Raw genomic sequence first — 22,926 nt, forward strand, 5'->3', positions numbered from 1 at the left:
GGATCAGGCACTGGGGGTGGGGGCGAGCGTGGCGACCGACATACGCGAGAGCACCGTCAGGCCGGCCCCGCCGCACCCCGACGAGCGGAAGAGCTGGGGCCGGGTCACCACCCCGCGGACTCTGCTCTCCCGGGCGCTGTCCGTGCCGATGGCCCTCGGATTCACCGTCTTCCTGCCCCTCTTCGTCGCCGTCCAGCCCGGTGACGGCCAGCACGACGCGGCCTTCTGGCTGCAGCTCCTGCTCACCATGTACGCGGGCGCCCGGCTGTCCGCCATGGTCCTGACCAGCCGCCGCAAGCTGCTCCAGGGCTCGTTCTGGCTCTTCGTCTACATGGCCATGGGCGTGGCCCCCCTCGCCCAGGCCGTCCTGGGCCGGGTGCCGACCCCCGTCGTCGGCCCGCGCTCCGATCTCACCGCCGCCATCGGCCTGGTGCTGCTCGGCTGCGCCGCCTTCGACGTGGGCGTCCTGCTGGCCCGGCACCGGCCGGCCGGCCGGGCCGGCGGCTCGCAGAGGGAGCCGCGCCCGGTGATGGCGCACCGGCGGCGGCTCCAGGTGCTGACCGTCGTGGCGTTCCTGGGCAGCGCCGCCCTGATCGTGAAACTCGGCGGTCCGGCGGTGTTCTTCTCCAGCCGCCAGGAGATCATCGCGGGCATCGAGGAAGCGGGCGTCTCCCAGGACGGCCAGGCCGGCCAGGCCCTGCTGCGCGGGTTCGGCACGGTCCCGGCGCTGCTGGCCCTCCTGCTGTACACGCGCTGGCTGATCACCTCGAAGTTCGCCCGCCGCAAGGTGTCGATCATCGTCACCTGGTCGGCGCTGGTGGCCCTCAACCTGATCGTCAACAATCCGATCTCGAACCCGCGCTACTGGTTCCTCACGGTCATGTTCTCGCTGCTCTTCACCGTCTTCCCGGTGAGCGCCGCGATGTACCGGGTGGCGCTGTCGATGGCCGTGGTGATCGCCCTGCTCGTCTTCCCGTTCGCCGACCGCTTCCGCTACGACGAGAAGAACTACAAGCCGGTCGAGACGACCTCGTTCCTGGAGCCGATGGCGCTCAAGGACTACGACCAGATCGGCATGTTCGCGAACACCATCACCTTCTCGGAATCGGGCCCGGGCCATTCCTACGGGCGCCAGCTCGCGGGATCCGTCTTCTTCGCGGTGCCGCGCTCGGTGTGGTCGAGCAAGCCGCGCGACACCGGCGTGATGGTCGGCCAGTGGATGGGCACGGTCAACACCAACCTCTCCTCCCCGATCTGGGCCGAGCTGTGGATCGACTTCGGACCGCTGGGCATGGGGGCCGGGCTCCTGGGGCTCGGCTACGCCTCCGCGCGCGTCGACCGCCGCTACGCGAAGCGCGCCCGGCGCAGCTCGCCGCCCGGCAGCCTGATCTCCACGGTGGTCCCGCTGGTCGCGGGGTACTCCTTCATCCTGCTGCGCGGGCCTCTGCTCCAGGCCTCGGGGCGGATCGCCATCGCGGGGATGTGCCTCGCGCTCGTGGCCACGTACCGGCAGGACAAGGCCACTTCCCTGCGCTGACCGCGGAGCCCGGGCGGGGTACGGCCCGACCGATATATGTATCCGCTCAACTTGTGCATCGGATCCACCGCGCCGGTACGGTGGTGTCATGACCGAGACCGTGGGGCGCCGTGAACGCAAGAAGGCCCAGACCCGCAAGGCCCTGGCCGATGCCGCGCTGCGCCTCTTCCGGGAGCACGGGTACGACAAGGTCGGCGTCCGTGACGTGGCGGAGGCGGCCGACGTCTCCGTGACCACCCTGTTCAAGCACTTCCCGAGCAAGGAAGCCCTGGTCTTCGACGAGGACGGGGACACCGAGGCCGCGCTGGTCCGCGCGGTACGGGACCGCGCGCCCGGGCAGTCCGTCCTGCACTCCCTGCGCGAGCACCTCGTGGCGACGCGGGCGACCCGGCGCATCGACGATCCGGAGGTCCTCGCGCACCTCACCCTGGTCCGGGAGACGCCGGAACTGCTGGAGTACTGGGACCGGATGTGGCGGCGCCACGAGTTCGCGCTGGGCGCCGCCATCGCGGAAGCGGCCGGCGCCCACGAAGGCGACCTCAGGTCCGCCGCGCTGGCCCGCTTCGTGATGGACACCACGAGCCTGATCCGCGGCCAGGAGGACCAGCAGCAGGCCATGCGGGACCTGTTCGCCCTGATCGAAGCGGGCTTCGGCGACACCCCGGCCTGATCCGGCGGGGACCCGGCGCCGCATCGGGCGGGGCCCGGCGCCTCAGGCCGCCCGGACCTGGTCCGCGGGGGCGCCCGCGGCCGGCGCGGGGACCCGCAGCCGGGCCACGCGCAGCCAGCCCGCCGCCGCCTTCGAGGCGGAGCCCAGCGCCAGCCCCCAGGCGGCCCCGGCCACGCCCCACACGGCGTACCCGCCCAGCAGCAGCCCGACCGACAGCAGCGAGAAGACCACCTGGAGCGAGAGGGTGGCCCTCGGGTTCAGCACCCGCAGGGTCAGCAGCGCGCAGGTGCCGAGCCCCATGACGGCGTACTGGGCGCCGGTCGCGGGCAGCAGCGCCGCCGCCGCCTGCCAGGTGTCGCCGAGCAGTTCGCGGCCGACCCGCTCCGGCAGTGCGTACAGCACGGCCCCCCACCCGGCGCCGGTCACCGCGAGCGCGCCGCCCATGAGGGCGGTCAGCCGGACTACGCCCCGCTTCCCGGAGGCCCGGCCGACGACCGGCGGGCCGAAGGAGTTCGCGGAGTTGAACAGCACGTTCAGCGGCCCGAAGAGGGTGGTGGCACCGCGCAGCGCGCCGACGGCCAGTGGGGTCGCGAAGGCGCCGAGTCCCAGGACGGCGAGCTGGCTGGATCCGTTGCCGACGGCGAACTCGACGAGGAACCGCTGCCCCAGGTACCCGCGGCGCAGGTACGGGCGCAGCTCTTGGAGCAGCCCGGTCGCGGTGGCGCCCCGGACCGAGGGCCGCAGCAGCCACAGGCCGAGCGCGAGCGCGGGCAGTGCGGAGAGCCCCCACACCAGCACGAGGCGTCCCGCGGAGGCGCCCTCGGGCTGGAGCAACAGCGCGGACACCACGCACGCGAGGCGCAGCGCGTCGGCGGCCAGCGCCCGCCCGGGGGCCCGCAGGGCGGAGAAGCAGTAGCGCAGCCCGTCCTGCAGAAGCACCAGGGGCAGTACGAGTCCCAGCGCGAGGAACGCCGCCCCCGTCGACCGAGCGTCCCCGGGCAGCAGCAGCCCCACGAGGGCCAGGAGGGCGCCCGCCGCGGCTGCGGCGGCTCCGGTGAAGCCGAGGCCCGAGCGGCAGGCCGTGGCGAGGCGCTCGGGATCCTTCTCCAGCACCAGTGGCTGGCCGACGTAGGCCATGTTCAGGCCGAGCAGCACGGTGAAGGCCACGTAGACCATCGAGAAGTCGGCGAAGCCGGCCGCCGAGGAGAGCCGGGCGGCCAGCACCAGGACCAGGATGTTCGTGGCGCTGGACGCGGCCTGGTCCAGCACCGAGGCGACCGCGGCGAGGCCGCGCCGGCTCACCGACGGCCCGTGCGGACCGTACGCAGGGCGACCGTGTCGGTGCCGTCGCCGGGGATGTGCTGCGAGGCGTCGGCGGCCGCCACCTCGTACGGGATCGGCTGCGGCTCCCGCGAACGGGTCGGGGCCGGGGACGCGGGGGCCGGCCGGGGCCCTTCGGCGGCGGGTCCGCCGCCCTTGGGCTTGCGGCCGAGCCCGCGCTTCTTGTCACCGGGCAGCGGCGCGTGCAGTACGGCGCCCAGCACCGTGCCGCCGGCCCCGCTGATCAGCTCGCGGATGCGGGAGAGGTCGGTGCGGCGCACCGCACCCGGGTTGCAGACCACCAGGACCCCGTCGACGCGGTCGACGAGCGCGAGGGCGTCGGCGTACGAGAGCACGGGCGGGGCGAGCACCACGACGGTGGAGTTGGGGGAATCGGCCTCGGAGATCAGCCGGGAGGCCCGCTGCGAGGTCAGCGCGCGGGGCACGTTGCGCACCCGCTCGCCCGGGATCAGGTCGAAGGTGCCCGACTCGCCGGCGTCCACGAGGAGCTGGCGTCCGTCGGGCCACTCGGCTTCGCCCTGGGCGCCTTCGGCCCCCTGCGACTGGCTCCAGCGCGGCCGGCCGGCCGCGTCAGTGGGCAGCTGGCTGGCCAGCACCGGGGTGCGCAGGTCGGCCTCGATGAGGAGTACGTCCTTGCCGGTCTCGGCGAAGGAGGCGGCCAGGTTCACCGCCACGGCGGCGGCGATCTCACTGCTGCCGCGCGGGGCGACCACCAGGAGGCGGCGCCGGTCGGCGAAGCGGGCGTCGTAGGCGAGCCGGAAGGCCACCGAGCGGAACTCCTCGGCCAGGCGGGGGTCCTCCTCGCCCGCCGCGAGCAGCGGTCCGCCGTCGGCCTTGCCCCGGGGCAGGGAGCCCAGTACGGGCGCGCGCAGGGCCCGGGCGACGTCGCCCTCGGAGCGCGGCGCCGGGTCGAAGACGAGGCGGACCCAGGCGCCGAGCAGGCCCAGGGCGAGACCGACGGCCGCGCCGAGCGCGAGCGACATGGCCAGTCCGGGGCCGTCGGCCCCGTGCGGCGGGACGGCGGCGCTGGTGACCCGGCCCGGGGTCATGTCCAGGGCCTGGAGCTTGGCGATGTTGCCGTTGAGCGTGTTGATCTTGCTCTGCTGGTCGGTCTTGGAGGCGTACGCCGCGTCCCGCGCCGGACCGGACGGCATGCCGCTGACCTGCTTGGCGAGGTCCTCGAGCTGCTTGGCCACCGGCTCGCGCTGGTCCTGGTAGCCCTTGACCATCTTGTCGCGGGTGACGTCGAGGGCCTCCTGCCGCTTGAGCAGGTAGGCCTCGGTCATCGCGTTGGCGCGCTTGGCGGCCTCGGCGGGGGTGGCGGCGGTGTAGGTGAAGCGCAGCACCATCGTCTGCGGCGGGTTGGTCACCTGCAGGCCGGCGCGCAGGGCGGAGAAATCGGTGGCCGAGACCCCGAGCTTCTTCGCCGCCTCGTTGGCTATGGAGCTGGAGAGCGCGACCTGGCGCTCCGAGCCGATGTTGATCGCCTTGTCGGGGGCGAGGCTCGGGTTGAAGGGGTCGTCGGTGGGCGCGCGCAGCACGATGTCGGCGGTGGCCACGTAGGTGTCCGCCGTGGAGACGCCGAGGTAGACCCCGCCGAGCAGGCCGATGCCCACGCCCGCGCCGATGAGCCGGCGGTAGCGCAGGAGCTGGCGGAACTGGTCCCGGAGCAGGTCCGGTTCGTCCTCGGCCGGAGCCGCTGCCGGTCGGTTGGTCTCGATCACGGCCGGGGACCCCCAAGTGCTTCGTCCATCAGTGCGTCGATGCGGGCCAGGCCCGCCTCACGGCTCAGGTGCGCCGCCACGTGGCGCGGTCCGGCCGCCCCCAGCGCGTCCGCGCCCGCCGGGTCCTCGGCCAGGGCTCGTACGGCCTTCAGCAGGGCCTCCGGGTTCTCCGGCGGTACGAGGACCCCGGCGCCCGAGCGCTCCACTTCCTGGGCGGTGCCGCCGAGTGCCGCGACGGAGGCGACGACGGGACGGCCGGCCTGGAAGTACGAGGTCAGCTTGGACGGCACGCTCATGTCCATCACGGCGGCGTGCTGCGTGACCGCGAGCACGTCCGCCGCGGCGAGAATATCCGGGAACTCGCCGTCCGCGGCAGGGGGGATGATGTCGAGATTGGGAACATCGGCCGCCAGGTCGGCGAGCGCGGAGCGCTGGCTGCCGTCACCCATCAGGACGAAACGGACGCTCGGGTCCAGCCGGGCGGCGCCGACGAGGACCTCCAGCCCCTGCTTGAGGCCCATGTTCCCGGAATGCAGGACGACGGTCTGGCCGGGAGCCCAGCCGAGGTGGCTGCGGGTCCGTGCGCGCGGCTTGGTGGGCAACGCCACATGCGACCAGTTGGGCACGAGGCGGATCCGCTTCGGGTCCACGCCCATGCCGACGACCCGGTCGACGAAGGTCTCGTGGATCACGCCGACGAGGGTGGCCCGCTTGAGGGCGTGGGCCTCGGCGCGCGCGGCGAACGCGGCCGCCTTGTCCCCGCCGCTGATCCCGCTCTGCGCGGCGGCGGCGCCCATCAGGTCCTGGACCACCGGGACGTACGGGACCTTCCAGCGGGCCGCGAGACGGGCCGCGAGCAGGCCGCCGGCCAGGCTCGGCATCTGGGCGAGGACCGCGTCCGCCTTCGGCATCCGGGGCGGGGCCACGGAGCCGTGCAGCAGAATCGATCCTTCGAACAGGGCCCGACGGACGGCGGTCTGGCGCGGAGGCACGGTGTGCGCGCGCCGGTGCACGGTGACTCCCGCGCGCTGTTCCGTGCGCCGTAGCGCCCCCCTGTACTCCGGCTCGACGGACCAGGCCGGGTAGTGGGGCATGCCCGCCAGCACATGGGTCTCGTGGCCGAGATCCGCCCAGTGCTCCGCGATCTGGGTGGCGTACGGGCCGATGCCCGTGTGCTCGGGGGCGTAATTCGTAGAAACCAGCAGCAGGCGCCGCCGACCGGATTTCGACACTGGACCTCCCCCTCTCACCAGGATGATGCGCACGTCACCCTATTCGTTCACCGGCATCAGGAGGAACGTGCACGCTATTGTCTGCTAATCCGCTACACCGGGGTGTGCGGCTTCAGGGGGATAACACGTGACGGAGCTGGACATGTCCCAAATAGGTACGCCCGAGCGCAGACCGTACCGAATCGGCTACGCACCAGGCGCCTACGATCTATTCCATATCGGACATCTCAACATCCTTCGCCATGCCCGGAGTCAGTGCGACTACCTGGTGGCCGGGGTCGTCTCCGACGAAATGGCGGAAATCGCCAAGGGGCGGCGTCCCATGATCCCGCTCGTCGAGCGACTGGAGATCGTCCGCAGCGTCCAGTACGTGGATGCCGCTTTTGTCGAGACCGTCCCGGACAAATTGGAAACATGGCGGCAAGTCCGGTTTGACGTTATTTTCAAGGGCGACGACTGGCGCGGAACCCCCAAGGGGGAACGGCTGGAGAAGGACTTCGCCGCGCACGGGGTCGACGTCGTCTACTTCCCGTACACGGTCCATACCTCCAGCACCCAGCTGCGCCGGGCACTGGACGCGCTGTCCCAGCCGCTCGCCGCGGAACAGCGGGGCTGAGCCGCCCGGGAGCGGCGGCGCCGGTCACCTCGGTACGGCGCTGAGCTCCCGGAACCACTTCGCCAGGAACGCCAGCAGGAACAGCGCCGCGACGGCCCCCAGGCCGGCGTACGCCCAGCGGAACAGCCCGCTGCCGCCGAGGAACACGAACACCAGGCAGAACACCCCGTAGTCCACGGGCAGCAGTGCCACCGCGCGCAGGGCCGACGGCGCGTCGGCCGCGCTCCCCGCAGCCGCCTTCGGCTTGAGCTTCTCCGTCAGCAGCCCCCCGAAGAAGGTCACGACCGCGGCGAACTGGAAGCCCAGCGGCACCAGCAGCCAGCCGGCCCCGACCGCTCCGTCCGCCCCGCCGCCGATCCCGTACTCCTCGGGAAAGCGGTAGAAGGCGATCAGTACGCACGTGTGCAGCGAGGTGAGCTTCGCGCAGTCGACGACGTGGTCCAGCCACTCGCCCGCCGCGCTGCCGCCCCCGCGCAGCCGGGCCAGCTGGCCGTCGGCGGAATCGAAGGCGAAGCCCACGGCGAGCAGGGCCCACACCGCGATCCCCAGCCCCCACGAGGGCGAGACCAGCGCGACGGCGGCAGCTCCCGCGAAACTCAGGGCGGCGCTGATCAGCGTCACCTGGTTCGGGTTGAGCCCGAGCGCGTACGACCCGGCGGCCAGGTACCGCCCGACGGGCCGGTTGACGTACCGGGAGTAGAGCGACACCCCCTTCGCCGACTTCTGCGCCCCGCGCAGCTCCCGCAGCGCGGTCCCGACACTCGCCATCGACCCAACCCCTAGAACATCCGTATGTGCGTGTGTGTGTACGAAGGCCACATCATCGCAGGGCGTCCGAGGGCTCCCGCCCGGGGTCCGCCTGGCCCCGGGGCCACCCCGTCCCTAGTGCTGTGACCGGAAAGGTTCACCGCGTCGCGGCGCCCGGCACGGCACCTCTCCCCCAGCTACCGCGGGGAGGTGCCCCCGGCGTTGTCGGACCACGCCGGTACGTCCAGTACGGGTCGTGGTCCTCCGCCTTGCGATGCACCGCACCGGACACCGCGACCCGGCAAACCTTTCCGGCCACAGCACTAGGCGCTCCCGGCTTGGCTCAGCCCGTCCGGGACCCGGTCTGCCACCACCTTCAGCAGCAGCACCGCGCGGGCCGGGACGCTCACGCTCGCGCCCCCGCGGTGCAGGGTGGCGGGAGCGGCCGCCTGGTCCTCCCGGGAGGTGTCCAGGACCAGTTCGTACGTCCGGCCCCACGGCGCCCCCGGCAGTACCCACGTCACCGGCAGGTCCCCGGCGTGCAGCAGCGCCAGGAAACTGTCGTCCGTGACCTGGCGCCCGCGCTCGTCACGGCCCGGGATGTCCTGCCCCGACAGGTACAGGCCCACCGATCCGGCCGGGGCGTACCAGTCCCGCTCGGTCATCTCCACCCCCGCCGGGGTGAACCAGGCCAGGTCCCGCAGCCCGTCCGTCCCCTGCGAGCGCCCCGAGAAGAACGCCCGCCGCCGCAGCACCGGATGGGCCCGGCGCAGCGCCAGCAGCCGCCGGGTCAGCGCCAGCAGCGCCTGCCAGGACGGATCCTCCAGCAGCGACCAGTCCACCCAGCTCGTCTCGTTGTCCTGGCAGTACGCGTTGTTGTTGCCGCCCTGCGTCCGGCCGAACTCGTCCCCCGCCACCAGCATTGGCACGCCGGTCGACAGCAGCAGCGTGGTCAGCAGATTGCGCAGCTGCCGCCGGCGCAGCGCCCCGATCCGCGGATCCGTGCCCTCGGCGGGCTCGCCCTCCACCCCGCAGTTCCACGACCGGTTGTCATTGGTGCCGTCCCGGCCCTCCTCGCCGTTCTCCTCGTTGTGCTTGGACTCGTACGACACCAGGTCGCGCAGGGTGAAACCGTCGTGCGCGGTGATGAAGTTGACCGAGGCGTACGGCCGCCGCCCGCCCCACGCGTACAGGTCGCTCGACCCCGACAGCCGGTAGCCGAGGTCCCGTACATCGGGCAGCGCGCCGCGCCAGAAGTCCCGTACGGCGTCCCGGTACCGGTCGTTCCACTCCGTCCACAGCGGCGGGAAAGCCCCCACCTGGTACCCGCCCGAGCCCACGTCCCAGGGCTCGGCGATCAGCTTCACCCGCCGCAGCACCGGATCCTGGGCGATCACCGCCAGGAACGGCGAGAGCATGTCCACGTCGTGCATGGACCGGGCCAGCGCCGCCGCCAGGTCGAAGCGGAAGCCGTCCACCCCCATCTCCGTCACCCAGTACCGCAGCGAGTCGGTGATCAGGCGCAGCACGTGCGGCCGTCCGGCGTGCAGGGTGTTCCCGCAGCCGGTGTAGTCCGCGTACCGGCGCTGGTCCGACTGGAGCCGGTAGTACGCCCGGTTGTCGATCCCGCGCAGCGACAGCGTCGGGCCCAGCTCGCCGGCCTCCGCCGTGTGGTTGTAGACCACGTCGAGGATGACCTCGATCCCGGAGGCGTGCAGCGCCTTGACCATCCGCTTGAACTCGCCGACCTGCTGGCCGGCCGTACCGCTCGACGAGTAGCCCGCGTGCGGGGCGAAGTAGCCGACCGAGTTGTAGCCCCAGTAGTTGCTCAGACCCCGGCGCAGCAGGTGGTCCTCGTGGGCGAACTGATGGACCGGCAGCAGTTCCACCGCCGTCACCCCGAGCCCGGTCAGGTGCTCGATCGCCGCCGGGTGGGCGAGGCCCGCGTACGTGCCGCGCAGGTGCTCGGGGATGCCCGGATGGCGCATCGTGAAACCGCGCACGTGCAGTTCGTAGATGACCGAATCGGCCCACGGGGTCTTCGGCCGGACGTCGTCCGCCCAGTCGTCGTCATCGTGGACCACGACCCCCTTCGGGACGTGCGGGGCCGAGTCGCGGTCGTCGCGCACGGTGTCCGCGATGTACTGCTGCGGCCAGTCGCGGACGTGCCCGTACACCTCCGGAGGCAGCCGGAAGTCCCCGTCCACGGCCCGCGCGTACGGGTCCAGGAGCAGCTTCGCCGGATTGTGGCGGGCCCCCGTCCACGGATCCCAGCGGCCGTGCACGCGGAATCCGTACCGCTGCCCGGGCCGCACGCCCGGCAGGAAGCCGTGCCAGATCTCGTGGGTCAGTTCCGTCAGCGCGCACCGGCTCTCGGACCCGCCCTCCGCGAAGAGGCAGACCTCCACCGCCTCCGCGCCCTGGGCCCACAGCGCGAAGTTGGTCCCCGCGGTGCCGTCCGGCCCGTGGTGGAAGCGGGCCCCCAGCGGATGCGAGGATCCCGGCCACACGGGTGGTCCGGGGCGGGTCCGCTCCCGTACGACAGGGGCTCCGACCTTGCCGTTCAACGTCCCGTTCCCGGATCCGTTGCCGTTCGGGGTCCCGTTCGGGGTCCCGTGTGGGGTCCCGTTCGGGGTCCCGGTCCCGTCGGGATGCCCGGTCCCGATGGTGGGGAGCCCGTTCCCGTCGGGGTGCCCGGTCCCCGGGACGGCTTCCACCGCTTCTTGCTCGGCTGCGCTCGACACTGCCCGCCTCCACGGCTCTCGGTACCTGCGGGGGTGGGGGAAGTGCGGCACCGGCGTCCCGGCCGGTGCCCGCCCCCGTCTGGTCCTTCCCACTGTTCTGCCCGGACTGTCCTGCCTGGAACGTGGGCCGCGCCCACGTTTCCCCCGGAGGGGCCCGGTCGTTGGAGGAACGTGACTTTTCTGACGAGGCGGGCAGGGGCGGGCTTGGCCGCCGTGGCGGTATGGGTGGGCCTCCTGGGCGGCCTGGCCGGATGCACCGAGGACGGCGGCTCCCCGATCGAGATCCAGCTGCCCGGCAAACCCCGGTCACCGGACGAGGCGATCAGGATCACCCCCGACGACAACGCCAAGGGGGTACCGGCCGAGGGCCCGCTGACGGTCACCGTGCCCGAGGGAAGACTGGAGCGGGTCGTCGTCACCAAGGTGGAGGACGCCCAGGAGGAGAAGGTGCCCGGCGCCATCGCCGTCGACGGGCTCAGCTGGAGCCCCGACCCGGCGGCGGGACGGCTCGCGCTCGCGGCCAAGTACACCGTGGACGCGGTCGCGCTCGATGGACACGACCGCCGCCAGGCCCGGCACACCACCTTCACCACCTACGTTCCCGAGGAGCGGTTCATCGGCTACTTCAAGCCCGAGAACCGCTCGACCGTCGGCACCGGCATGATCATTTCCTTCGGGTTCAGCCGGTCCATCGAACGCCGCGCCGACGTGGAGCGGGCCATCACGATCACCTCCGATCCGGCCGTGGAGGTGGTGGGCCACTGGTTCGGCGACGAGCGCCTCGACTTCCGGCCCAAGACGTACTGGAAGCCCGGCACCGAGGTCACGGTCAAGATGAGGCTGCGGGACGTCGAGGGCGCCGCCGGCTCGTACGGCATCCAGGACAAGACCCTGCGCTTCACCGTCGGCCGCTCCCAGATCTCCACCGTGGACGCGGCCGCGCACACCATGGAGGTCCGGCGCGACGGCGAGCTGCTGTCCACCGTGCCGATCACCGCCGGGGCGCCCAAGAACACCACCTACAACGGCAAGATGGTGGTGATGGAGCTCTTCGACGTCACCCGGATGAACGGGCAGACGGTGGGCTTCGGCGGCGAGTACGACATCCCCGACGTCCCGCACGCCATGCGCCTCACCCGATCCGGGACCTTCCTGCACGGCAACTACTGGGCCAGCCCCGACACCTTCGGCTCCACCAACGCCAGCCACGGCTGCATCGGGCTGCGCGACAACAAGGGCGGCGGCTCGGACACCCCGGCCGGCTGGTTCTTCGACCGGTCGCTGGTCGGCGACGTGGTGGAGGTCGTGAACTCGCAGGACAAGACGGTCGCTCCGGACAACGGACTGGGCGGCTGGAACATGTCCTGGCCGGCCTGGGTCGCGGGCTCCGCGCTCGGCTGACCCCTTGTCACCTGCCATTTCCCCTGCCGGACACCGCACTCGGGTGATTGTCGTACCGGAATGCCGTAGCGGGGGAGTGTCGGTCCGCCCGGCTCGCCGGAGCCCGCCGCCAGCCTGTACGGGCCCGCCCGCACGCGGCGGCAGGCAACGGACGGAGCCTCATGCCAGCAAGGAAATGGACCCTCGGCCCCTTGGGACTCGCCCTCGGGGCCGTACTGGCCGCAGGGGCCCCCGCGGCCCTGGCGGCGCCGGCCGCTCCGGGCCCCGGCGGCCGGCAGCCGGCGCCGGCCCCGGCGGCCGCGGCCCTGCGGGCCCCGCTGCCCGGCGGGCTCGGGCCCTGCCTCGGGTCCCTGTGCCCCGACCCGTTCCCGCCGGTCGAGGTCGACACCGAGCCCAACGGCTACGACGAGGCCGTCAACATCTTCGTCGGCGACGACTTCCTGGTCCGCGAGCGCGCCGCCGAGGCCGAGGGCAAGGTCGTCGTCCTCGGCAGCTTCGACCAGAACAAGAACCTGGCCGAGGCCGGCGGCGGGTACAACATCGGGATCGTCGGGGCGGGTTCGCTCGTGCGGCCCCCGGCCGGCTCGGACTTTCTGACCACCGGCCGCAACGTCACCATCGCCACCGACCAGCGGCTGATCTCGGACGGAGGCGTCGTCCGCCACGCGGGCACAGCCCCCGGCCCCGGCACCGTCACCGGCCCCCTCGTGGCCGACCCGGCCGCGATCGCCCCGTACGCAGGTCTGCGCGACCAGCTCACCGCGGCCAGCCGCTGCTACGCCCGGGTCGACGGCGGGCCGCGCCCGGCCACGGGCACCGCCGTCAACGAGAACGGCACCACCGTCTTCACCGGGGACAACACCTCCGATCTCCAGGTCTTCAACGTGGACTTCGACATGGTGAGCGCGACCGGCGGCGCCATCGGCATCCGCTTCGACCGGATTCCGGCCGACGCCACCGTCCTCGTCAACGTCCTGGGCGGCGGCCGCACGATCAGCACCTACGGCGGCACCATCAACGACACCGGGCCGTCCGCCGACCCGTGGAACGGCTACCGCACCCGGCTGCTGTGGAACTTCCCCGACGCCACGGAGGTCCAGTTGACCGGCAGCGGGCAGTTCCAGGGCAGCGTGCTCGTCGGCGAGCAGACCTCGCGCACCGTGGTCACCCTGCCGGGAACCAACGGCCGCTTCTTCACCACCGGCGAGCTCGTCCACACCAGCACGGGTGGCGGCGGCCAGGAGTTCCACGCGTACCCCTTCGACGGCGACCTGCCCGACTGCGGGGAGCAGGGTCCGACCGTGGGCCAGGTCAGCGTCCTCAAGCAGGACGACGCGGACAGGCCGCTGGCCGGAGCCACTTACGAGCTGTGGCACGAGACCAACGGCAACGACGGAGCCCAGTTCACGGGACCGGACGCCGACACCAAGGCCGGCGAGGACTGCGTCACCCCGGCGAGCGGCATCTGCTCCCGCACCGTTCCCCTCGGTACGTACTACTGGCGGGAGACCAAGGCGCCGGCCGGCTACGAGCTGGCCGGGAACCCGGTCGCCGAGCTGACGCTGACCGCGGCCAACGCCTCCGCCGGCGTGAGCACCCGCATGACCAACGAGATGACCCCGAACGTGGCCGTCGCCCAGGTGGTGCTGTGGAAGTCCGACAAGGACACCGGGGCCCCCCTGCCCGGCGCCCGCTTCGAACTGTGGCACGAGACCAACGACGTCGCGGGCCTGCAGCGGACCGGAGCGGACCCGGACGAGAAGCTCCCCGACTCCTGCACGACCGACGCGCGGGGCAGCTGCACGGTCCGGCTGCCGGTCGGTGAGCGGTACTACTGGCTGGAGACGCAGGCCCCGGCCGGCTACGCGCTGCTGGCCGACCCGGTCATCCCGTTCGACCTCGACGAGGGCGACGTGGAGACCGGCATCATCGTCAACGTCCCGAACGAGAAGCCGGCGGAGCCCGAGTACGACGGGACGATCAAGGTCCTGAAGAAGGACGCGAAGACGAAGAATCCGCTGCGCGGCGCGGTCTTCGAGGTGTGGAAGGAGACCAACAGCACCCGGGGCCTCCAGACGCGCGGCATCAACCCCGACCGCAAGGTGACGGCGGGCTGCGCGACGGACCGGGCCGGGGTGTGCTCGTTCCCTGACCTGGACGAGGGCTGGTACTACGTGGTCGAAACGGCCGTCCCGGAGGGTTACGTCCTGCCGCCGAACCGGGTCACGGGCCCGCTCCACCTGGACGGGAGCACCCCGGGCCACCGAGTGGTGATCACTCTGGAGAACAAGCGGGACGACCACGGCAAGGGCGGCAAGGGCGGCAAGGGCAAGGGTCCGAAGCCGCGTCCGACCGCTTAACCCGTAGGGCAGGCCGCCCGGGCAGGCCGCCCGGGCAGGCCGCCCGGGCAGGCCGCCCGGGTAGGCCGCGCGGGTGGGCCGGTGACCCTGCCGGCGCACCCGGCGCGCCGGGGCCGCGCGGGTCCTGTTGGCTCGGACCCGGCGGCCCGGCCGGCGGGTCCGAGGAGGCCCGTATGACCACAGGTGGCGCGGCAGGCGCGATAGGCAGGGCGGCCGTCACGGCCGCGATCCTCGCGGCGGCCGCTCTCTGCCCGCCGACGGCGAAGGCCGTGGCCGAGGGTGCGGCCTCCTCCGCGCAGGCGTGCACCGCGGGGACCGGGCCCTACCAGCGCGAGCTGGAGACCCATCTGCGGCGGAAGGCCGACGGGATGCAGGACGCCGGGGACTGCGAGGCGATCCGCGGCTTCCAGCAGGGCAACGGGATCCGGCCCGCCGACGGCTACGCCGGGCTGGTCACCTTCCGGAACGCGGTCGCGGTCGCCGCCCGAAGCGACCCCAACGCCGCGGGCGACTGCCCGGTCCGACCGCACCGGGTGACCTGCGTGGACATGGAGCGCCAGCTCCTGTGGGTGCAGCGCGGCCGCACGGTGGTCTTCGAGCCCGTGCCCGTCCGTACCGGACGCGACGACCAGGAGACCCGTCCCGGCTGGCACGAGGTCTACTGGCGCAGCGAGGACCACAAGTCCACGCTCTACGACGACGCCCCCATGCCCTACTCCCAGTTCTTCGACGAGGGCCAGGCCCTCCACGGCCGCCCCGGCGACCTGTACGCGCACGGCGGCTCGGCCGGCTGCGTCAACCTCTCCGTCCCGGACGCACGCAGGCTCTGGGACCTGCTCACCGAGGGCGACGCCGTCTACGTCTGGGGCACCAAGCCCGGCACGGAGGACTGACTCCCGGCGCGTCGGCCACTCTTGGGACGGAACGGTGACACGACCGTACTGTCTCGTGATCCCCCATGTGTTTTCCTGGCGATAAGCGCACGACTGTCCGTGCGCGGGGGACATGGGGAGAACGAGAGTGAACCTGCAGCCGATACTCGGCCGCGCCCGGACGGGTCTGCCGGCCCTTCTGCTGGGCGCGGCCCTGCTGTTCACCAGCGCGTGCAGCGGCGGTGGCAACGGTGGGGGCGCCGGCGGGAGCGGTGGGGGAGACGGGGGTACCGGCACGACCGGTACCGAGGCGTCGAAGGCCGTCGTGAACGTCAAGCCGGACGACGGGTCCAAGGAGGTCGCGACCAGCGGCATCCTGAAGATAACCAGCACCGGCGGCAAGCTCACCACGGTGACGGTCGCCGACACCAAGGGCAACGCGGTGGAGGGCAAGCTCGCCGAGGACGGCGCGAGCTGGGAGCCCGCCCGCAACCTCGCCGCCGCCACCGAGTACAAGGTGCACGCGGTGGCCAAGGACGAGGCCGGCCGGGAGTCCGCGAAGGACACCGCCTTCACCACCCTCACGCCCGCCAACACCTTCATCGGCCAGTACACGCCCGAGGACGGTTCGACGGTCGGCGTGGGCATGCCGGTCTCGATCAACTTCTCCCGTGGCATCACCAACCCCGAGGCCGTCGAGAAGGCCATCACGGTGACGGCCGAGCCGGCCGCCCGGGTCGAGGGCCACTGGTTCGGCAACGACCGCCTGGACTTCCGCCCCGAGAAGTACTGGGCCGCGGGCACCACGGTCACCCTCAAGCTCGCGCTCGACGGAGTCGAGGGCCGTCCGGGGGTCTACGGCAAGCAGACCCGTACGGTCACCTTCAAGGTCGGCCGCTCCCAGGTCACCACGGTCGACGCCGCCGAGCACCAGATGAGCGTGGTCCGCGACGGCACGGAGATCAAGAACATCCCGATCACCGCCGGCGCCCCCTCGAACACCACGTACAACGGGCAGATGGTCATCAGCGAGAAGTACAAGGTGACCCGGATGAACGGCGCCACCGTCGGCTTCGGCGGGGAGTACGACATCTCCGACGTTCCGCACGCGATGCGGCTGACCACCTCCGGCACCTTCGTCCACGGCAACTACTGGGCCTCGTCCGGCACGTTCGGCTCGGAGAACGTCAGCCACGGCTGCGTGGGCCTCAAGGACGTCCGCGGCGCCGGTGACGGCAGCCAGCCCGCGGCCTGGTTCTTCAACGAGTCGCTGATCGGCGACGTGGTCATCGTGAAGAACTCCAAGGACAAGACGGTCGCCCCGGACAACGGCCTCAACGGCTGGAACATGGACTGGGCGGACTGGATCAAGTAGTTCCGTTCCTCGAGCAGTACATCGTGGCCCGGCGCTGTGACCCACAGCACCGGGCCACGACGGGTTAACCGGCGCTAACCTTCCCGTATGACCATCTCTCTCGAAGTCTCCGAAGGCGTCGGCGTCATCCGGCTGGACCGGCCGCCCATGAACGCCCTGGACATCGCCACCCAGGACCGGCTGGGCGAGCTCGCCGCGGAGGCGACCGGCCGGGCCGACGTCCGCGCGGTCGTCATCTACGGCGGCGAGAAGGTGTTCGCGGCCGGCGCGGACATCAAGGAGATGCAGACGATGGACCACGCGGCCATGGTCGCCCGGTCCCGCGGGCTGCAGGACGCCTTCACCGCCGTGGCCAGGATCCCCAAGCCCGTGGTCGCGGCCGTCACCGGCTACGCCCTGGGCGGCGGGTGCGAGTTGGCGCTGTGCGCCGACTACCGGATCGCCGCCGACAACGCCAAGCTCGGCCAGCCCGAGATCCTCCTCGGCCTGATCCCCGGCGCGGGCGGCACCCAGCGGCTGTCCCGGCTGATCGGCCCCTCCAAGGCCAAGGACCTCATCTTCACCGGCCGCATGGTCAAGGCCGACGAGGCCCTGTCCCTCGGCCTGGTGGACCGCGTCGTGCCGGCCGCCGAGGTGTACGAGCAGGCCTACGCGTGGGCCGCGAAGCTGGCGCAGGGCCCGGCCCTCGCGCTGCGCGCCGCCAAGGAGTGCGTGGACGCGGGGCTGGAGAGCGACATCGACACCGGGCTGACCATTGAACGGGGCTGGTTCGCGGGCCTGTTCGCCACTGAGGACCGTGAGCGCGGGATGCGCAGCTTCGTGGAGGAGGGGCCGGGTAAGGCCAAGTTCCTTTAGGCGTCCCCCCTGTGGGTGGTTTAGCCAGGACTTAAGGGAGCCTTAAGGAGAAACGGTGATCCACTCTGGGTGACTATCGTTCAGCGGTGCGTCACCGCAGGTCAGGGCCCGGGTGGCGGCCCTCCGATTGCCAATCGCATATGCCAGGGCGACCCCTCGGGATCCAGAATCCCGGGGGGTCTTTTCCTTCGGAACGCCCCGAACGGCCGTACCGGCCCTCCATGATGGGTGCATGGCGGGTCTGGAGGGTGTGGAACAGCCGCGGCGGCGCAGCAGCGCTTCCGCCCTACGGTTCACGGCGGCCTTGGAGGACGAACAGGGCCTCAAAGCACTGGAGTTGTACGGTAATCCGGCCGAGGCGGAAGTGACGCTGCCGTCCATGCCGGAGTCGGCGAGCACCGCCCGCCGGCTCACCCAGTGCGTGGCCGTGCGCCTGTGGGGCCTCCCGCCGCAGATCGCCGAGCACGCGGTCCTGCTGGTCTCGGAGCTCGTGGGCAATGCCGTCCGGCACACCGGAGCCCGCTCCTTCGGTTTACGGATGCTCAGGCGGCGCGGCTGGATCCGGGTGGAGGTGCGCGACCCCTCGCGCGGGCTGCCCTGCCTGATGCCGGTCCACGAGATGGACACCACCGGCCGCGGACTCTTCCTCGTCGACAAGCTCTCGGATCGCTGGGGCGCGGACCTGCTGCCGCGCGGCAAGATCACCTGGTTCGAGATGCGGGTGGCGGACCGCTGAGCACGCACCGCGCAACGCCTGGCACCCCGGAATGCCAGAAACCCCCTGTCGCCGTTGTGGGGCGCTGCGGGGGTTTCATGGATCTGCCGAGGATCGAAGGGGGTGTGATCCTCGGCAGGGGACTTCGCTCGGGTCAAGGGGAAGTCGTGATTCCGACTATGGCAGACGAGGGACCAAATGCCAAAAGTCCCAAGTTGGACATAAGTGTGCATATCCTAAGACTTTCTACCTAAATCTTAGGTGAGATGGGCCACTGGCCTCGTAATCAGTGAATAAAAATCGACCGCTCTGAGTGAATCGTTGATCACATAGCGGACAGCGGCCTCGTGGTGCCGGTTCGACCGAAGGTCCCGAATTGGGTCAATCAGTACCTGGGCGGGCATCCACCTCTTAAATGGGCGGGTGCTCTGCTACCCGGACCGCCGATCCGCTCTCCGTGCCGGCGCGGTGGTCGCCGTCGGCGCCCTCTCCGCCGCCTGTGGCACGGATGCCCGTACCGCCCCCGGACCGTCCGCTTCAGGGACGGCTCCCGCGGCCCCCGCCAAGGCCGCCCCGGACAAACCGGCGGCCCCGGCCAAGGCGGCCCCCGCCCCGCGCCGGTTCGCGGGGCAGCCCGTGGAGATCGGGCACGGCCCCCGCGGCCGGCCGGACGTCGCGCTCACCTTCCACGGCAACGGCGACCCCGCCATCGCCAAGGCGGTGCTCGCCGAGGCGGAGCGGGCGGGCGCGCGGGTCACCGTACTGGCCATCGGGACCTGGCTCGACGCCCACCCGGAGATGGCCCGCCGGATCCTGGACGGCGGCCACGAACTCGGCAACCACACCCGGCGCCACCTCGCGATCAACGCCATGTCCGAGGAGGAGGCGTACGCCGAGATCACCGGCTGCGCCGACCGGCTCAAACGGCTGACCGGATCCATCGGGACCTGGTTCCGCCCGTCCCAGACCCAGTACGCCACCCCCCTGGTACGAAAACTGGCCCAGCGGGCGGGCTACCCGCACGTCCTCTCGTACGACGTGGACTCCCTCGACTTCACCTCACCCGGTGCCGCGGCCGTCGTCCGCACCGTCATCGGCACGATCCAAGGCGGATCGGTGGTGAGCCTGCACTTCGGCTACGCGGACACGGTCGACGCGATGCCACCCCTCCTCGACGAACTCGCACGCCGCAAACTGCGCGCGGTCACCACCACGGAGCTGCTGACCCCATGACGACCACCCGCCTTCCCCGCAGGGCCACCGCGCTGCTGGCCGGCCTGGCCCTCGCCGCCCTCGCCGGCTGCGGAGCAGCCGACAAGGGGCCCGCCGAGGCCCTCGGCACGAAGGGGCCCGCCGCGCCCGTCAAGGCCGTACCGGTCGCGCCGCCGGGCCTGGCCGGAATGCCGCCGCTCCTCGACCCGAACGACGTGTACGCGGCCGACCGGCCGGGCAAGCTCTCCCCGGTGGTCAAAGACTTCCCGTCCCGGGTCTACGTGCCGAACACCACCTCCAACACGGTGTCCGTCATCGACCCGGTCACGTACAAGGTCATCGACACCATTCCCGTCGGCGCCCAGCCCCAGCACGTGGTCCCCTCCTGGGACCTGAAGACCCTCTGGGTCAACAACAACCGGGGCCACACGCTCACCCCGATCAACCCGGCCACCGGTGAAGCGGGCAAGCCCGTAGAGGTGCACGACCCGTACAACCTGTACTTCACGCCCAATGGCAAGTACGCGGTGGTCATGGCCTCGATGGACAAGGAGCTGGTCTTCCGCGATCCGCACACGATGGACCGCGTGAAAACCGTCCCGGTTACCTGTTTCGGCGTCAATCACGCGGACTTCTCTGCGGACGGCCGCTACTTCATCGTGAGCTGCGAGTTCTCCGGTGAACTGCTCAAGGTCGACACCGAGAAGATGGAGGTCGTCGCCCAGCAGAAGCTGCCCTTCGAGGGCGCGATGCCGCAGGACGTCAAGGTCTCACCGGACGGAAAGACCTTCTACGTCGCGGACATGATGGCGCACGGCATGTGGGTGCTCGGCGGCGACAAGTTCGAGACCCCCAAGCTGCTGCCCACCGGCAAGGGCTGCCACGGCCTGTACGTCAGCCGCGACTCCAAGGAGATGTACGTCTCCAACCGGGGCGAAGGCTCCGTCTCCGTCTTCGACTTCACGCAGAACAAGCTGACGAAGAAGTGGGAGCTCCCCGACGGCGGCAGCCCCGACATGGGCGGGGTGTCCGCCGACGGCAAGGTGCTGTGGCTCTCGGGACGCTACAACTCCGAGGTCTACGCCATCGACACCGCCACCGGAAAGGAGCTCGCCAAGATCCCGGTGGGCGGCGGACCGCACGGCCTCGCGGTTTACCCGCAGCCCGGCCGCTACTCGCTCGGCCACACCGGGATCTTCCGGTAGACGCGGGCGTGCCCCGGGAACTCGCACAGCTCCCGGGGCACGCCCATCCGCTCACCGCCGCCTCCTCACCAGGCGACGGGGAGCCGTTCCGGAAGCCGCTTGATGAAGCCGGTCCGCCATACGAGGTTCTCCGCCGGCACCGCGAGACGCAGCTCGGGCAGCCGCTCGACCAGCACCTCCAGCGCGATCTCGGCGTGCGCCCGGCCCAGCGCGGACGCCGGGCAGAAGTGCCGGCCGGCGCCGAAGGCGAGGTTGGCGTTGGAGCTCTCGCGCTCCAGGTCCAGCTCGCCGGGGTGCTCGAAGGCCTCCGGGTCGAAGTTGGCCCCCTCCAGCAGGACGAGGACCAGCTCGCCCTCCTTGACCAGCACGTCCCCGAGCTGGATGTCCGCCATCGCGAGGCGGGGCAGGCCGTCACCGACGGACAGGTTCCAGCGGAGCAGCTCGTCCACGGCCTTGCCCATGCGCTCCGGGTGCTTCTGCAGATACCCGATGAGCTCGGGCTTCTGCAGCAGCGCCAGGACCGCCAGGGTCAGGAACGCGGAGGTGGAGACGGCGCCGGCCCCGAAGAGCGAGACGGCGACGGTGGCGAACATGTCATCGGTAAGGTGCGCCGACTCCGGGTCCGCCTCCTTCAGCTCGGCGAATTTGCCGAGGAGCCCCGTACGCTCCTCGGCGGGCAGCGCCAGCTGCGCCTTCAACCGCTCCTCGAAGTAGCCGACGTCCTTGTACCAGTTGAGCGCCGAGTCGGCGAACGGTTCGCGCGCGGTCATGAACGCGACGTCCAGCCCCGACATCAGCCGCCGCCAGTCCTCGAACGGCACGCCCAGCACCTGGCAGTGCATGGCCGCCGAGAAGGGATCGGCGAACCCGGCCCGCAGGTCGGCGGGCCCCCCTTCGGCGAGGAGGTCGTCGATGAGCTCGCCGGCCTTCGCGCGCAGCCAGTCCTGCAGGCCCTTCTGGCGCGGATTGAGCGCCTTCATGACCGCGTTGCGCAGTCCGGCGCTGTTGATGTTGCCCATGTTGTTGACGACCTCGGGCGGGATCGTCAGCGCGTACTGGCGCGGGACGCCGGCGTTGGCCGTGTCCTTGAGGCTGAAGCGCTCGTCCTCCAGCACCTGCTTGGCCAGCGCGTAGCTGCTCACCAGCCAGGCCGGGTCCCCGGTGAGGGTCCGGACCTTCGCGACCGGCGCCTTCTCGCGCAGCCAGGTGCACTCCTCGGGCAGCACGTCACCGCGTCGCGAGAGCGGGAAGTCGATGAGGGGCTCGGCGGTCCGGCCGGTGCCCTCAAGCTGCTCGACGCTCATCGACGGTCCCTTCGGTTGGTGCGGTGTGCGCGTGCGTGTGTGCGTTGTTGTCCGGGTGGTTCGGGCTGCTCCGAGTCATTTCATCCGACTCGGGGCGTACGACGGCGTATGCCTGGTTCCTCGTCGCGCGCAGTCCCCCACCGCGTGCGAAGAGGACATCGGTCATCGGCATCTTGACGTGGTAGGCCGCCACGGAGGACGGCACGTCGAGAATGCTCGGGGTGTCGATGAAGAACGGCAGTTCGGCCGCCATGTAGTCGAAACACACCTGCAACTGCGCGTCAGTGATTGATTCACCATCCTGCAACTTGGAGCCCACAAAATGCAGGGCCATTTCCTCGCAGCCCTTGCGGAATTCGTCGTCGGTCTCCAGGAAATGGAGTACACGTCGGTGCAGGAGTTGGTAGACGGGGTTCGTCTGGAAATCCGAAAGTGCCCTCACTCGGATCTCGGCAAGCGGAGGTCCTGACTCCTCCACGCCTTTGAGAATCCGTCGCTTGACCGCCTTGATTTCCTTCGTCGCACGCTTCTCCGCGTGTTCCTGGGTGTAGCCGAAGGCGGCGAACATCCGGTCCACGTGGAGGTCTGCGTAGACGAAGTCGACCTGCGCGAAGCGGGTCGTGGCCCATCGGGCGAGGTTGGATATGCGCTCGGAGCTGAAGTAGCTGTTTCCAGGACTCACTCCGATGAGCACATGGTCGCCATCTTCCCAGATGTTGCGGCAAGTGCGGGTGAAGGGCAAAACTTCGAATGATGCGTCGGCTGTGATCGTCACCTGTGTGATCGCCCTTGTTGCCGCTTGTCCCTGGGAGCCCTGCGCTCCCGGTGTGGCGGCAATGTCGTTACGTTATGCCGTGGTGCCGGAGCGTGACAAGTGGGGGCCGGAATTGGTGGCTGGAATTATCGCTTCCGCATTACGGAAGAGTAATCGGATTTCTATCTGCCGCTCGAACGGGACCCGCGGCGTGAGAGGTCCGGGGCTGCCGCTACCCTGAGCCGGTCAACAAGCACCAAGA

Annotated in this window: 18 protein-coding genes; 11 read left to right on the plus strand and 7 right to left on the minus strand. The window is 71.2% G+C overall.

The window, feature by feature from the left end:
* The first annotated feature begins 28 nt into the window (after positions 1-28).
* Complete coding sequence (locus tag OTB20_RS15860; RefSeq protein WP_420716405.1) at positions 29-1,537, plus strand: hypothetical protein; 1,509 nt, start codon at positions 29-31, stop codon at positions 1,535-1,537.
* Between the two features lie 88 nt (positions 1,538-1,625).
* Positions 1,626-2,207, plus strand: coding sequence for a TetR/AcrR family transcriptional regulator (locus OTB20_RS15865; RefSeq protein ID WP_267818075.1), 582 nt, complete (start codon positions 1,626-1,628; stop codon positions 2,205-2,207).
* Positions 2,208-2,249: 42 nt separating this feature from the next.
* Here the strand turns inward: OTB20_RS15865 and OTB20_RS15870 are convergent, their stop codons facing one another.
* The 3 genes from OTB20_RS15870 to OTB20_RS15880 are packed head-to-tail and all read right to left on the minus strand — an operon-like array spanning position 2,250 to position 6,474.
* Positions 2,250-3,509 (minus strand): hypothetical protein, encoded by a 1,260-nt coding sequence (locus OTB20_RS15870; protein ID WP_267818076.1) that lies wholly within the window; start codon positions 3,507-3,509, stop codon positions 2,250-2,252.
* The gene (locus OTB20_RS15875; RefSeq protein ID WP_267818078.1) at positions 3,506-5,272 is read right to left on the minus strand and encodes a lipopolysaccharide biosynthesis protein; all 1,767 of its coding nucleotides are present in this window, start codon (positions 5,270-5,272) and stop codon (positions 3,506-3,508) included. Before OTB20_RS15875 ends, OTB20_RS15870 begins: the two co-directional genes overlap by 4 nt.
* Positions 5,269-6,474: a glycosyltransferase gene (locus OTB20_RS15880; protein ID WP_267818167.1), complete on the minus strand. Its 1,206-nt coding sequence runs from the start codon at positions 6,472-6,474 to the stop codon at positions 5,269-5,271. The genes OTB20_RS15875 and OTB20_RS15880 overlap by 4 nt, the downstream gene beginning before the upstream one ends.
* Positions 6,475-6,646: 172 nt before the next feature.
* Here OTB20_RS15880 and OTB20_RS15885 point away from each other — a divergent pair, with 172 nt between their 5' ends.
* Positions 6,647-7,120: an adenylyltransferase/cytidyltransferase family protein gene (locus OTB20_RS15885; RefSeq protein ID WP_267752232.1), complete on the plus strand. Its 474-nt coding sequence runs from the start codon at positions 6,647-6,649 to the stop codon at positions 7,118-7,120.
* A 24-nt stretch (positions 7,121-7,144) separates the two neighbouring features.
* Here OTB20_RS15885 and OTB20_RS15890 read toward each other — a convergent pair whose 3' ends face one another.
* Both OTB20_RS15890 and glgX read right to left on the minus strand, forming a co-directional pair.
* On the minus strand, positions 7,145-7,888 hold the full coding sequence (locus OTB20_RS15890) for a CDP-alcohol phosphatidyltransferase family protein (protein ID WP_267818080.1): 744 nt from the start codon (positions 7,886-7,888) through the stop codon (positions 7,145-7,147).
* Positions 7,889-8,190: 302 nt separating this feature from the next.
* A complete protein-coding gene (gene glgX, locus OTB20_RS15895; RefSeq protein ID WP_420716406.1) occupies positions 8,191-10,611 on the minus strand; it encodes a glycogen debranching protein GlgX in 2,421 nt (806 codons plus the stop codon).
* A gap of 204 nt (positions 10,612-10,815) precedes the next feature.
* Between glgX and OTB20_RS15900 the strand changes: the two genes are divergently transcribed.
* From OTB20_RS15900 to OTB20_RS15935, 8 genes are all read left to right on the plus strand, one after another.
* On the plus strand, positions 10,816-12,012 hold the full coding sequence (locus OTB20_RS15900) for a L,D-transpeptidase (RefSeq protein WP_267818082.1): 1,197 nt from the start codon (positions 10,816-10,818) through the stop codon (positions 12,010-12,012).
* A gap of 161 nt (positions 12,013-12,173) precedes the next feature.
* Positions 12,174-14,372 carry a choice-of-anchor A family protein gene (locus tag OTB20_RS15905; protein ID WP_267818084.1) on the plus strand — a complete coding sequence of 733 codons (2,199 nt, stop codon included), beginning with the start codon at positions 12,174-12,176 and terminating at the stop codon, positions 14,370-14,372.
* Between the two features lie 173 nt (positions 14,373-14,545).
* Complete coding sequence (locus OTB20_RS15910; protein ID WP_267818086.1) at positions 14,546-15,265, plus strand: L,D-transpeptidase family protein; 720 nt, start codon at positions 14,546-14,548, stop codon at positions 15,263-15,265.
* Positions 15,266-15,377: 112 nt separating this feature from the next.
* On the plus strand, positions 15,378-16,619 hold the full coding sequence (locus OTB20_RS15915; protein ID WP_420716407.1) for a L,D-transpeptidase: 1,242 nt from the start codon (positions 15,378-15,380) through the stop codon (positions 16,617-16,619).
* An 87-nt stretch (positions 16,620-16,706) separates the two neighbouring features.
* Positions 16,707-17,474 (plus strand): enoyl-CoA hydratase/isomerase family protein, encoded by a 768-nt coding sequence (locus tag OTB20_RS15920; RefSeq protein ID WP_267818088.1) that lies wholly within the window; start codon positions 16,707-16,709, stop codon positions 17,472-17,474.
* Between the two features lie 232 nt (positions 17,475-17,706).
* The gene (locus OTB20_RS15925) at positions 17,707-18,210 is read left to right on the plus strand and encodes an ATP-binding protein (RefSeq protein ID WP_267818090.1); all 504 of its coding nucleotides are present in this window, start codon (positions 17,707-17,709) and stop codon (positions 18,208-18,210) included.
* A 402-nt stretch (positions 18,211-18,612) separates the two neighbouring features.
* Positions 18,613-19,422: a polysaccharide deacetylase family protein gene (locus OTB20_RS15930; protein WP_267818091.1), complete on the plus strand. Its 810-nt coding sequence runs from the start codon at positions 18,613-18,615 to the stop codon at positions 19,420-19,422.
* Positions 19,419-20,606 carry a YncE family protein gene (locus tag OTB20_RS15935; RefSeq protein ID WP_267818093.1) on the plus strand — a complete coding sequence of 396 codons (1,188 nt, stop codon included), beginning with the start codon at positions 19,419-19,421 and terminating at the stop codon, positions 20,604-20,606. The genes OTB20_RS15930 and OTB20_RS15935 overlap by 4 nt, the downstream gene beginning before the upstream one ends.
* A 65-nt stretch (positions 20,607-20,671) precedes the next feature.
* On the opposite strand, the gene OTB20_RS15940 is transcribed toward OTB20_RS15935, so the two are convergent.
* Together OTB20_RS15940 and OTB20_RS15945 are read right to left on the minus strand one after the other, a co-directional pair.
* Positions 20,672-21,910: a cytochrome P450 gene (locus OTB20_RS15940; RefSeq protein ID WP_267818095.1), complete on the minus strand. Its 1,239-nt coding sequence runs from the start codon at positions 21,908-21,910 to the stop codon at positions 20,672-20,674.
* A complete protein-coding gene (locus tag OTB20_RS15945) occupies positions 21,891-22,685 on the minus strand; it encodes a tRNA-dependent cyclodipeptide synthase (protein WP_267818097.1) in 795 nt (264 codons plus the stop codon). Before OTB20_RS15945 ends, OTB20_RS15940 begins: the two co-directional genes overlap by 20 nt.
* Between the last annotated feature and the right edge of the window lie 241 nt (positions 22,686-22,926).

Origin of the sequence: Streptomyces sp. H27-H1 (assembly GCF_026627445.1) — a bacterium.
In the GTDB taxonomy this organism is placed as follows: Bacteria; Actinomycetota; Actinomycetes; order Streptomycetales; family Streptomycetaceae; genus Streptomyces.

Coding starts and splice junctions, on each gene's coding strand:
- OTB20_RS15865 (WP_267818075.1), top strand. CDS start 1,626: ATGACCGAGACCGTGGGGCGCCGTGAACGCAAGAAGGCCCAGACCCGC.
- OTB20_RS15885 (WP_267752232.1), top strand. CDS start 6,647: ATGTCCCAAATAGGTACGCCCGAGCGCAGACCGTACCGAATCGGCTAC.
- OTB20_RS15890 (WP_267818080.1), bottom strand. CDS start 7,888: ATGGCGAGTGTCGGGACCGCGCTGCGGGAGCTGCGCGGGGCGCAGAAG.
- OTB20_RS15905 (WP_267818084.1), top strand. CDS start 12,174: ATGCCAGCAAGGAAATGGACCCTCGGCCCCTTGGGACTCGCCCTCGGG.
- OTB20_RS15910 (WP_267818086.1), top strand. CDS start 14,546: ATGACCACAGGTGGCGCGGCAGGCGCGATAGGCAGGGCGGCCGTCACG.
- OTB20_RS15915 (WP_420716407.1), top strand. CDS start 15,378: ATGGGGAGAACGAGAGTGAACCTGCAGCCGATACTCGGCCGCGCCCGG.
- OTB20_RS15920 (WP_267818088.1), top strand. CDS start 16,707: ATGACCATCTCTCTCGAAGTCTCCGAAGGCGTCGGCGTCATCCGGCTG.
- OTB20_RS15925 (WP_267818090.1), top strand. CDS start 17,707: ATGGCGGGTCTGGAGGGTGTGGAACAGCCGCGGCGGCGCAGCAGCGCT.
- OTB20_RS15935 (WP_267818093.1), top strand. CDS start 19,419: ATGACGACCACCCGCCTTCCCCGCAGGGCCACCGCGCTGCTGGCCGGC.
- OTB20_RS15940 (WP_267818095.1), bottom strand. CDS start 21,910: ATGAGCGTCGAGCAGCTTGAGGGCACCGGCCGGACCGCCGAGCCCCTC.